This window comes from Microbacterium sp. bgisy203 (genome assembly GCF_965345155.1).
Classification (GTDB): domain Bacteria; phylum Actinomycetota; class Actinomycetes; order Actinomycetales; family Microbacteriaceae; genus Microbacterium.
Genome location: NZ_CBDRLZ010000009.1, coordinates 101,595 through 112,683, shown reverse-complemented (window position 1 = coordinate 112,683; position 11,089 = coordinate 101,595). Strand labels below are relative to the sequence as shown.

Below are 11,089 nucleotides of genomic sequence, written 5' to 3'. Positions count from 1 at the left end.
CGGTGGAAGATCACCGCGGTGGGGGTGAAGCGGACGGTGAGGGGGGAGCCGAGGAGGGTGCCGTCCTGCTGGTGCGTTGCGGCGTCGACGACGAAGTTCACGGGCATCCCGACGATCCCGACCCCGTCCGGTTCGTCGACGAGCGGGAGGGATGCGGGGGCGAAGGATGCGACGTCGGACAGGGTCGGGGTGATGGTCGCCGGGGTGGGGTCGGTGGGCGGTGCGACGAACTCTTCGCAGAGGTTCGGGTCGTTCGCGGGGCACTCGACCGGGACCGGGTCTCCCGGGCGCGGGACGTAGGGGACGTACGGGTCTGTGATGAGGCCGCCCTGGCCTGAATCAACGAATCCATCTTCCCGGTTCGTATCGCCTCCACCGCCGGGGCGCGTCGCGCTGATCTCGACGGCGGCGCCGTCGTTCGCGACCGCCGGGCAGTCGGTAGACCACCCCAGCCCATCGGCGCAAGGAGGTTTCGTTGCGGGGAGCCCCACCGTGGGCGACAGGCCGAGAACGATCAACGCGGCCGAGACGACTAACGTTTGCATTCTGGGTCGCCGTCTCGGCCAGAGAAGGAGCTGATGGACCAGCTCCCATCATCGTTGTCGACGATTGCAGCCAACGCTTGTTCCTGGGGCCGGTCCTGAACTTGCGAAGCCCCGGTGCTGTCCACCAGCGTTACGCTCCCTACATCCACGCAGATGGATAGTCTGACGCTGTCTTGCCCCAGTCGCTCAGGGACGATTTGCTTCACGACGCTTTGCCCGTCCACGACCCATTCGTCAGCGTGCATCTGAGTGAAGCTCGTCTTTGCCGCATCGAGAGCCTCACCGGACAACGTTGCATACACCGGTTCAAAAGTCGCCGGCTCGCTGAGGTCGACCTGATTCGCGGCATCAACATAAGCCCGATAGGTCGCCTCCGCCGCCTCGAACGCCTCCTCCTCGGACGCGAACCCCGTCGGCGTCGGTGTGGGTGCAGGCTCGGGGGAGCAAGCGGTGGTCAGCGCCGCGGCGAGGAGCAGCGCTCCACCCGTCATCGCCCATCGGTGCTGTCGTCGCATGGTCCATACCGTAGCCAGAGGCATCCGACATCGACCGGGGTTATCCACAGACGCCTACGCTGGTCCCATGTCCTTCGGAGCCGCCGCGCAACGCGGCCGCGCGCTTCCGGCCGACGCCCCGTGCCCGTGCGGCGGCGGAGCCTTCGGGGAATGCTGCGGGCCGCTCCTCGCGGGTGAGCCGGCGGCGACCGCAGAACAGCTCATGCGGTCGCGCTTCACTGCGTTCTCGCTCGGCGACGCGGCGCACCTCCGGGCGACGTGGCATCCGGCGACCGCGCCCGACGACCTCGACCTCGCCGGCTCATCCCTGCGTTGAGATCGGCTGGAGATCATCGACACGCAGAACGGGGGCGTGGGCGACCGACGCGGTGTCGTGGAGTTCGACGCCCACTGGACCGACACCGCTACCCGCGAGAGAGGCTCGCTCCACGAGAGGAGCCGCTTCCGCCACGCGGGCGGGCGCTGGTTCTACCTCGACGGCGACATCCTCGACGGGGCCATCCTCGACCACGGAGATCGCTGACACTGCGGCATCCCGGGCCTGCGCGGGCGTAGCTTGAGCATATGTCGCCCCTCCGTCCCGATCGGTCCACCGCCGTCGCCTCCGCCTCCGAGACCGAAGACACCGAGGACGCCGCCCCGGAGTCGATGCTCACGGTGCTCATCGCGCTCGGCGCGAACCTGCTGATCGCGATCGCCAAGACGGTCGCGGCACTCCTCACCGGCGCGGCATCGATGGTGGCCGAGGCGGCGCACTCGTGGGCGGATGCCGGGAACGAGGTGTTCCTCTACATCGCAGCGCGCCGCAGCGTGAAGCCCGCCGACCCGACGCATCCCGTCGGCTACGGCCGCGAGGCCTACGTGTGGTCGCTGTTCGCCGCGTTCGGACTGTTCGCGGTCGGTGCCGGGGTGTCGATCATGCACGGCATCCAGGAGCTGATCGATCCCGAGCCGGCGGAGCGCTTCGAGATCTCCTACATCGTGCTCGCGGTCGCGTTCGTGCTCGAGGGAATATCGTTCCTGCAGGCGCTCCGACAGTCGCGACGCCAGGCCGCCGAATCGCACCGCGACGTCCTGGACCACGTGATGCGCACGTCCGACCCGACGCTACGCGCGGTGTTCTTCGAGGATGCCGCGGCGCTGATCGGTCTCGTCATCGCTTTCCTCGGCATCCTGCTGCATCAGGTCACCGGCTCGTCGGTGCCGGACGCGATCGGATCGATCCTCGTCGGCGTGCTGCTCGGCATCGTCGCGATCGTGCTCATCCGGCAGAACCGTCGGTTCCTCGTCGGGGTGTCGATCGACCCCGTGCTGCGCGCCGCCGTGCTCCAGAGACTCCTCGACCACCCGTCCGTGGCGCAGGTCACCTACCTCCACATCGAGTACTCGGGCCCTGGCAAGGTGATGATCGTCGCCGCCGTCGATCTCATGGGCGACTTCGCGGAGCACGAGGTCGCGGCGACGCTCAACGCCGTCGAGGACGAGATCGGCGCGAGCAAGAACGTCGCCTGGGTGGTGCTCACGCTGTCGCGGCCGGGGGCGCCGGCGCTCGACCCCGCGCACCCCGCGGACCCGCTCGTCGGCTGATCCTCCGCGCGGCAGAGGCCCGGCGGACTCTGATATCATGAAATGTCATGCGTGTGGCCGCTTCGGCCTGCGTGCACGACATCGAACGAACAATCCACCGCTGCAGCCCCGTGCATCCGTTCGCCTCGCGCGTTCGGACGGGACTCGGCCCGACACCCCGACCACCCAAGGACAACCCACTATATGACTACCGCAACGACCGCCCCGGCCACCAAGCAGGTCGCCATCAACGACATCGGATCTGCTGAAGACTTCCTGGCCGCGGTCGAGAAGACCCTCAAGTTCTTCAACGACGGAGACCTCATCGAAGGCACCGTCGTGAAGATCGACCGCGACGAGGTCCTCCTCGACGTCGGATACAAGACCGAGGGCGTCATCCCCTCGCGCGAGCTCTCCATCAAGCACGACGTCGACCCGAACGAGGTCGTCCAGGTCGGCGACGAGGTCGAAGCCCTCGTTCTCCAGAAGGAGGACAAGGAAGGCCGCCTCATCCTCTCCAAGAAGCGCGCGCAGTACGAGCGCGCGTGGGGCGACGTGGAGAAGATCAAGGAGAACGACGGCGTCGTGACCGGTCAGGTCATCGAGGTCGTCAAGGGTGGTCTCATCGTCGACATCGGCCTCCGCGGCTTCCTGCCCGCGTCGCTGATCGAGCTGCGCCGCGTCCGCGACCTCACGCCGTACCTCGGCCAGGAGATCGAGGCGAAGATCCTCGAGCTCGACAAGAACCGCAACAACGTCGTGCTCTCGCGCCGCGCCCTGCTCGAGCAGACGCAGTCCGAGTCGCGCACCACTTTCCTCAACAACCTGCACAAGGGTCAGGTCCGCAAGGGCGTCGTCTCCTCGATCGTCAACTTCGGTGCGTTCGTCGACCTCGGCGGCGTGGACGGCCTCGTGCACGTCTCCGAGCTCAGCTGGAAGCACATCGAGCACGCCTCCGAGGTCGTCGAGGTGGGCCAGGAGGTCACCGTCGAGATCCTCGAGGTCGACCTCGACCGCGAGCGCGTCTCGCTGTCGCTCAAGGCGACGCAGGAGGACCCGTGGCAGGTCTTCGCCCGCACCCACGCGATCGGTCAGGTCGCGCCGGGCAAGGTCACCAAGCTCGTTCCGTTCGGTGCGTTCGTGCGCGTCGCGGACGGCATCGAGGGCCTCGTGCACATCTCGGAGCTCTCCGGCAAGCACGTCGAACTCGCCGAGCAGGTCGTGTCGGTGGGCGAAGAGGTCTTCGTCAAGATCATCGACATCGACCTCGAGCGTCGCCGCATCTCGCTGTCGCTCAAGCAGGCCAACGAGTCGGTCGACCCCAACGGCACCGAGTTCGACCCGGCGCTGTACGGCATGACGACCGAGTACGACGAGAACGGCGAGTACAAGTACCCCGAGGGCTTCGACGCCGAGTCGGGTGCCTGGCTCGAGGGCTTCGACGCTCAGCGCGAGAAGTGGGAGCAGGAGTACGCCGCCGCCCAGGCTCGCTGGGAGGCACACAAGGTCGCCGTCGCGAAGGCGCTCGAGGCCGAGGCTGCCGCCCCGGTCGAGACCGGCGCGTCGTCGTTCTCCTCGGACAGCGCGTCGAGCGGCACCCTCGCCGACGACGAGGCGCTGGCCGCGCTCCGCGAGAAGCTGTCGGGTCGCTGATCCGCTGATCCATCTGAACGGGGTCGGAGCCTTCGGGTTCCGGCCCCGTTCGGCGTCGGTAGGCTCGCATCCATGCCTCTCGTCGCGCTCACCGGCGGCATCGCCTCCGGAAAGTCCACCATCGCCCGTCGCCTCGCCGATCACGGTGCGGTCATCGTCGACGCCGACGCGATCGTCCGCGACGTGCAGCAGCCGGGCTCGCCCGTCCTCGACGCCATCGCCGCCGAGTTCGGCGCCGATCTGCTCGGCGACACCGGCTCGCTCGATCGCGCCGCGCTCGGAGCGATCGTCTTCGGCGACGACGCCGCGCTGGCGCGGCTGAACGCAATCGTGCATCCCGCCGTCCGCGAAGAGTCCGCGCGCCGGTTCGCCGAGGCGCTCGCGGCGGATGCCGACGCCGTCGTCGTCTACGACGTCCCGCTCCTCGTCGAGGCGCGTGTCGACGACCCGTGGGACCTCATCGTCGTCGCGGACGCCCCGACATCCGAACGCGCCGCGCGGCTGGTGGCGCTCCGCGGGCTGACCGAAGCGGATGCCGCCGCGCGCATCGCCTCACAGGTGAGCGACGAGCAGCGCCGCGCGATCGCCGACGTCGTCATCGACACCTCGGGCACGCTGGACGAGACCCTCGCCCAGGCGGACGCGCTCTGGGAACGCCTGCGCTGACACGGAGGTGTCACCGCGCCGCAACGGTGCGTTCACGCAGCCTCGGTAGCCTGTCGGCATGACCTGAGCGCCATCCGGAGATCGGAGACGACCATGCCCCACCTTCCTGACGCAGCGCAGCGGTCCGACCCCGAGTTCGAATGGGACGACTTCGCCATGGGCGATTTCGAGTCCGGCGACGACGACGAGATCTGAGCGTCCTCGGCATCCCGCCCGAGTGCGCCGACGGTGAACACCCGACCCCGTGTCGGTGGCCCCGCCTACTCTGGAGGGATGCAGACCACGCGATCCGTCCGACCCTTCGAGGTCGTCAGCGAGTACGCCCCGAGCGGCGACCAGCCGCAGGCGATCGCCGACCTCGCCGCGCGCATCAACGCGGGTGAGACCGACGTCGTGCTCCTGGGCGCGACGGGAACCGGAAAGTCGGCGACGACGGCCTGGCTCATCGAGCAGGTGCAGCGGCCGACGCTCGTGATGGCGCACAACAAGACGCTGGCCGCACAGCTCGCGAACGAGTTCCGCGAGCTCATGCCGAACAACGCGATCGAGTACTTCGTCAGCTATTACGACTACTACCAGCCCGAGGCGTACGTCCCGCAGACGGACACCTTCATCGAGAAGGACTCCTCGATCAACGCCGAGGTCGAGCGGCTGCGCCACTCGACGACGAACTCGCTTCTCAGCCGCCGAGACGTCGTCGTGGTGAGCACCGTGTCGTGCATCTACGGCCTCGGCGCGCCGGAGGAGTATCTGCGGGCGATGGTCGCGCTGCAAGTGGGGGAGCGGTACGACCGCGACGCCCTCATCCGCAAGTTCATCGCGATGCAGTACAACCGCAACGACGTCGACTTCTCGCGCGGCAACTTCCGTGTCCGCGGCGACACGATCGAGATCATCCCGGTGTACGAGGAGTACGCCGTGCGCATCGAGCTGTTCGGCGACGAGATCGAGGCGCTCTACATGCTGCACCCGCTGACGGGCGACATCGTGCAGCGCCTCGACAGCGTGCCGATCTTCCCGGCATCCCACTATGTCGCCGGCACCGACACGGTGCATCGCGCGATCGGCACGATCGAACACGAACTCGGCGAGCGGCTGAAGGAGCTCGAGGGCCAGGGCAAGCTCCTCGAGGCGCAGCGCCTCCGCATGCGCACGACATTCGACCTCGAGATGCTGCAGCAGCTCGGCTTCTGCTCGGGCATCGAGAACTACTCGCGTCACCTCGACGGTCGCCAGCCCGGTGAGCCGCCGCACACGCTCCTCGACTTCTTCCCCGACGACTTCCTCCTCGTCATCGACGAGTCGCACGTGACCGTTCCGCAGATCGGCGCGATGTACGAAGGGGATGCCTCCCGCAAGCGCACCCTCGTCGACCACGGGTTCAGGCTGCCGAGCGCGATGGACAACCGCCCGCTGCGCTTCGACGAATTCAAAGAGCGCGTCGGGCAGACCGTGTACCTCTCGGCGACTCCCGGACGCTACGAGATGGGGATCGCCGACGGCGTGGTGGAGCAGATCATCCGCCCGACCGGCCTCGTCGACCCGGAGATCATCGTGAAGCCCTCGAAGGGGCAAATCGACGACCTCCTCGAGGAGATCCGCGTGCGCGTCGACCGCGACGAGCGTGTGCTCGTGACGACTCTCACCAAGAAGATGGCCGAGGAGCTGACCGACTTCCTCGGGGAGCACGGCGTCCGCGTGCGCTATCTGCACTCCGACGTCGACACGCTCCGCCGGGTGGAGCTGCTCACCGAGCTCCGTCAGGGCGTCTACGACGTGCTCGTCGGCATCAACCTCCTGCGCGAGGGCCTCGACTTGCCCGAGGTCTCGCTCGTCGCGATCCTCGATGCCGACAAGGAGGGGTTCCTCCGCAGCGGCACCTCCCTCATCCAGACGATCGGCCGCGCGGCCCGCAACGTCTCGGGTGAGGTGCACATGTACGCCGACAACATGACCGACTCGATGCGCTCGGCGATCGAAGAGACCGACCGGCGCCGCGAGAAGCAGATCGCGTACAACACGGAGCACGGTATCGATCCGCAGCCGCTCCGCAAGAAGATCGCCGACATCACCGACGCGCTCGCGCGTGAGGCCTCCGACACGCAGGCCATGCTGAGCGGCAAGGCGACGGCCAAGAACAAGTCCGGCAAGGGCAAGTCGCCGACGCCGCAGCTGCGGCGTGAGGGACTGGCCGCCGAGGGCGCGAACCAGATCGAGGCGACGATCGAAGACCTCACCGCGCAGATGCTCGCCGCGGCGTCCGAGCTCAAGTTCGAGCTCGCGGGGCGCCTGCGCGACGAGGTGCAGGACCTCAAGAAGGAGCTGCGCGCGATGGAGCGGGCCGGGCACGCCTGATCACCCGACCCGCCTCCCGGCGGCCGGTTTACGGCCGCCCGCTGCTCACGGGCAGTGCAGGAGGGGCTTCGGCCCTGAGCGATCGACGCTGTGGCGCGACATCGCCGCACCGCACAGCGGGCACGCACGCTCGGTGCGCACCGGTTCGGGCTCGGTGTCGTACGGGCCGACCGAGGCGGGGCCGGCGACTCTGATGAGCCGGCTGTTCCAGTAGGAGTACCAGCCGCCCGCCGCGCGCACCCGCTCGCGCAGAGGCGGTCGCTGTCGACCCTTGTCCGTCATGATCGTTAGTGTACTAACGAATCCATAGAATGGATGCCGTGACCTCCGCCACGACCTCCGCCACGACCTCCGCCACGACCTCCGCCACGACCTCCGACCCGCGCGACGATCTGCTGCGCCTGGACAACCAGCTCTGCTTCGCGCTCGTCACGGCAGCCCGGAACGTCGTCGCGATCTACCGGCCGATCCTCGAGCCGCTGGGGCTCACCCACCCGCAGTACCTCGTCATGCTCGCGCTCTGGGAGCGCGCGCCGCGGGCGCTCGGCGAACTCGCCGACGACCTCGCCATGGAATCGGCGACGCTGTCGCCGCTCGTCAAGCGCCTCGAGGCGCAGGGGCTCATCACCCGCTCCCGCCGCGCCGGCGACGAACGGGTGCTCGACCTCGCGCTCACCCGCGCGGGGGAGGCCCTGCGCGAACGTGCGCTCGACGTGCCCGCGGCGGTGATGGCCGCCACCGGGATGATCGAGGCGCAGATCGTCGCCGTCCGCGACGGCCTCGCCCCATTCGCGGGCCGCCGACCGGCCTGACTGCGCGCGCCGACGGCACCCGCCCGGCCCGTGCCCACTTCGCCCTCAGCGCATCCGGGCCGCCGTGTCGGAGCCCCCGCCTAAACTTGAGGGGTGCCTATCGTCCCCGTCGCCTCCTCGAAGCTCAGCGTCCGCGGAGCCCGCGTCCACAACCTCAAGAACGTGGATCTCGACATCCCGCGCGACGCGATGGTCGTGTTCACGGGGCTGTCCGGATCCGGCAAATCGAGCCTCGCGTTCGACACGATCTTCGCCGAGGGACAGCGCCGCTACGTCGAGTCCCTGAGCGCCTACGCGCGCCAGTTCCTCGGCCAGGTCGACCGCCCCGACGTCGACTTCATCGAGGGGCTCTCGCCTGCCGTTTCGATCGATCAGAAGTCGACCAACCGCAACCCGCGCTCCACGGTCGGCACGATCACCGAGATCCACGACTACATGCGCCTCCTCTGGGCGCGCATCGGCGTGCCGCACTGCCCCGAATGCGGTGCGCAGATCCAGCGGCAGACCGTGCAGCAGATCGCCGACCAGCTGATGGAGCTCCCCGAGCGGACGCGCTACCAGGTCGTCGCGCCCGTCGTCACCCAGAAGAAGGGCGAGTTCGTCGACCTCTTCAAGGAGCTGTCGGCCAAGGGTTATGCGCGTGCGGTCGTCGACGGCGAGCTCATCCAGCTGGCCGAGCCGCCCGCACTCAAGAAGAGCTACAAGCACGACATCGCCGTGGTCGTCGACCGTCTCGTCGCCGCCCCCGACATCCTCGGCCGCATCACCGACTCGGTCGAGACGGCCCTCGGCCTCGCCGGCGGCATCATGCAGGTGAACTACGTCGATGAAGAGGGCGACGACGCGTGGCAGAACTTCAGCGAGAAGCTCGCCTGCCCGAACGGTCACCCCCTGCAGCTCACCGAGATCGAGCCGCGGACGTTCTCGTTCAACGCCCCGTTCGGTGCGTGCCCCGCCTGCTCGGGACTCGGCACCCGTATGTCCGTCGATGTCGAGCTCATGCTCGGCGACGACGAGCTCTCCATCAACGAGGGCGTCATCATCCCCTGGACGACGCAGGGCAAGGGGCTGTACCAGTACTACGAGCGGCTCCTCATCGGTCTCGCCGACGATCTCGACTTCTCGCTCGACACCCCGTGGCGAGAGCTGCCCGAGAACGTGCAGGATGCCGTACTCCGCGGTGAGAACTACAAGGTCACGGTCAAGTGGAAGAACCGCTACGGCCGCGAGATGCGCTATTCGTCGGGCTTCGAGGGCGTCGTCCCCTACATCGAACGCCAGTACACCCAGGCCGAGAGCGACTCGCAACGTCAGCGCTGGGCCGAGTACCTGCGCGAGGTACCGTGCCCGGTCTGCCGCGGCGACCGCCTCAAGCCCGAGGTGCTCGCCGTGCTCGTGCACGGCCAGTCGATCGCGGATGCCTCGCGCATGAGCCTCGGCGACGCGCAGGCGTACTTCGACGAGCTCGAACTGACCGAGCGCGAGGCGAAGATCGCGGCAGCGGTGCTCCGCGAGATCCGCGCCCGCCTCGACTTCCTCATCCAGGTCGGCCTCAACTACCTGAGCCTCAGCCGATCCGCCGGCTCGCTTTCCGGTGGCGAAGCCCAGCGCATCCGTCTCGCGACACAGATCGGGTCGGGGCTGACCGGCGTCCTGTACGTCCTCGACGAGCCGTCCATCGGCCTGCACCAGCGCGACAACCGCCGCCTCATCGAGACGCTCGTGCACCTGAAGAATCTCGGGAACACGCTCATCGTCGTCGAGCACGATGAGGAGACCGTCCACGCCGCCGACTGGATCGTCGACATCGGTCCGCGCGCGGGCGTGCACGGGGGAGAGGTCGTCCACTCCGGGCCGCTCGCCTCGCTGCTCACGGAAGACCGCTCGCTGACGGGCGCGTACCTCAGCGGTCGGCGCGCGATCGAGACCCCCGCGAAGCGACGCAAGATCGACAAGAAGCGCATGCTCACTGTCGTCGGCGCGCGCGAGAACAACCTCCGGAACGTCACCGCGGAGTTCCCCCTCGGCGTCCTCACCGCTGTCACGGGAGTGAGCGGGTCGGGCAAGTCGACGCTCGTCAACGGCATCCTGTACGAAGTGCTCGCCACGAAGCTCAACGGGGCGCGCCGCGTCGCCGGCAAGCACACGCGCGTCACGGGCCTCGACAACCTCGATAAGGTCGTGCATGTCGACCAGGCGCCCATCGGCCGCACCCCGCGCTCCAACCCGGCGACGTACACGGGCGTGTTCGACCGCATCCGCACGCTGTTCAGCGAGACGCCCGAGGCGAAGGTGCGCGGCTACCAGCCGGGCCGGTTCAGCTTCAACGTCAAGGGTGGGCGCTGCGAGGCGTGCTCCGGTGACGGCACGATCAAGATCGAGATGAACTTCCTGCCCGACGTCTACGTCGACTGCGAGGTCTGCCACGGCAAGCGGTACAACCGCGACACGCTGAGCGTCCACTACAAGGGCAAGAACATCGCCGAGGTGCTCGAGATGCCGATCTCCGAGGCGGCGGAGTTCTTCGAGCCGATCCAGGCCATCCACCGCTACCTCAAGACGCTCGTCGACGTGGGCCTCGGTTATGTCCGCCTCGGTCAGTCCGCCACGACGCTCTCCGGCGGTGAGGCGCAGCGCGTCAAGCTTGCGACCGAGCTGCAGCGCCGCTCGAACGGGCGCAGCGTCTACGTCCTCGACGAGCCGACGACCGGCCTGCACTTCGAGGATGTCGCGCGCCTGCTCGAAGTGCTCGGCGGACTCGTCGACAAGGGGAACACGGTCATCGTCATCGAGCACAACCTCGACGTCATCAAGTCGGCCGACTGGATCATCGACCTCGGCCCGGAGGGCGGATCGGGCGGCGGCCAGATCGTGGCCACCGGAACGCCGGAAAAGGTGGCGCAGGTCGAAGGCAGCCACACCGGCGCGTTCCTCGCGGAGGTGCTGGCGGTCGAACCGGCGCGCAAGGCGGGCTGAC

At 68.3% G+C, this 11,089-nt stretch carries 8 protein-coding genes and 2 pseudogenes; 7 read left to right on the top strand and 3 right to left on the bottom strand.

The genetic code is table 11. The annotated features are described in order from the left end of the window. Positions 1 to 545 (bottom strand): annotated as a pseudogene (locus tag ACRVYW_RS12695) (hypothetical protein); the annotation flags it as partial. Beyond that, positions 533 to 1,060 (bottom strand): hypothetical protein, encoded by a 528-nt coding sequence (locus ACRVYW_RS12690; protein ID WP_431805106.1) that lies wholly within the window; start codon positions 1,058 to 1,060, stop codon positions 533 to 535. The pseudogene ACRVYW_RS12695 and the gene ACRVYW_RS12690, both read right to left, overlap by 13 nt. Between ACRVYW_RS12690 and ACRVYW_RS12685 the strand changes: the two are divergent. The 5 genes and pseudogenes from ACRVYW_RS12685 to uvrB all read left to right on the top strand — a co-directional run bounded on the left by ACRVYW_RS12685 (position 1,059) and on the right by uvrB (position 7,300). Continuing rightward, positions 1,059 to 1,583, top strand: a pseudogene (locus ACRVYW_RS12685) (YchJ family protein). The gene ACRVYW_RS12690 and the pseudogene ACRVYW_RS12685 overlap by 2 nt on opposite strands. 41 nt (positions 1,584 to 1,624) lie before the next feature. After that, positions 1,625 to 2,647, top strand: coding sequence for a cation diffusion facilitator family transporter (locus ACRVYW_RS12680; RefSeq protein ID WP_431805105.1), 1,023 nt, complete (start codon positions 1,625 to 1,627; stop codon positions 2,645 to 2,647). Positions 2,648 to 2,830: 183 nt separating this feature from the next. Continuing rightward, the gene (gene rpsA / locus ACRVYW_RS12675) at positions 2,831 to 4,279 is read left to right on the top strand and encodes a 30S ribosomal protein S1 (RefSeq protein ID WP_431805104.1); all 1,449 of its coding nucleotides are present in this window, start codon (positions 2,831 to 2,833) and stop codon (positions 4,277 to 4,279) included. 72 nt (positions 4,280 to 4,351) lie between these two features. Continuing rightward, positions 4,352 to 4,945 (top strand): dephospho-CoA kinase, encoded by a 594-nt coding sequence (coaE, locus tag ACRVYW_RS12670; protein ID WP_431805103.1) that lies wholly within the window; start codon positions 4,352 to 4,354, stop codon positions 4,943 to 4,945. A 273-nt stretch (positions 4,946 to 5,218) separates the two neighbouring features. Further along, entirely contained in the window at positions 5,219 to 7,300 is a 2,082-nt protein-coding gene (gene uvrB, locus ACRVYW_RS12665) for an excinuclease ABC subunit UvrB (protein WP_431805102.1), read from the top strand. A gap of 45 nt (positions 7,301 to 7,345) precedes the next feature. Here uvrB and ACRVYW_RS12660 read toward each other — a convergent pair whose 3' ends face one another. Continuing rightward, entirely contained in the window at positions 7,346 to 7,582 is a 237-nt protein-coding gene (locus ACRVYW_RS12660) for a hypothetical protein (RefSeq protein ID WP_431805101.1), read from the bottom strand. Positions 7,583 to 7,692: 110 nt separating this feature from the next. Here ACRVYW_RS12660 and ACRVYW_RS12655 point away from each other — a divergent pair, with 110 nt between their 5' ends. Further along, positions 7,693 to 8,112, top strand: a complete 420-nt coding sequence (locus tag ACRVYW_RS12655; RefSeq protein WP_431805114.1) for a MarR family winged helix-turn-helix transcriptional regulator — start codon at positions 7,693 to 7,695, stop codon at positions 8,110 to 8,112. Between the two features lie 93 nt (positions 8,113 to 8,205). After that, positions 8,206 to 11,088: an excinuclease ABC subunit UvrA gene (gene uvrA, locus ACRVYW_RS12650; RefSeq protein WP_431805100.1), complete on the top strand. Its 2,883-nt coding sequence runs from the start codon at positions 8,206 to 8,208 to the stop codon at positions 11,086 to 11,088. The last annotated feature ends 1 nt before the right edge of the window (position 11,089 follow it).

What these genes read in the sequence shown, in the direction of transcription:
- uvrB (WP_431805102.1), top strand. Translation starts at nt 5,219, where the DNA reads ATGCAGACCACGCGATCCGTCCGACCCTTCGAGGTCGTCAGCGAGTAC.
- ACRVYW_RS12690 (WP_431805106.1), bottom strand. Translation starts at nt 1,060, where the DNA reads ATGCGACGACAGCACCGATGGGCGATGACGGGTGGAGCGCTGCTCCTC.
- rpsA (WP_431805104.1), top strand. Translation starts at nt 2,831, where the DNA reads ATGACTACCGCAACGACCGCCCCGGCCACCAAGCAGGTCGCCATCAAC.
- ACRVYW_RS12680 (WP_431805105.1), top strand. Translation starts at nt 1,625, where the DNA reads ATGTCGCCCCTCCGTCCCGATCGGTCCACCGCCGTCGCCTCCGCCTCC.
- ACRVYW_RS12660 (WP_431805101.1), bottom strand. Translation starts at nt 7,582, where the DNA reads ATGACGGACAAGGGTCGACAGCGACCGCCTCTGCGCGAGCGGGTGCGC.
- coaE (WP_431805103.1), top strand. Translation starts at nt 4,352, where the DNA reads ATGCCTCTCGTCGCGCTCACCGGCGGCATCGCCTCCGGAAAGTCCACC.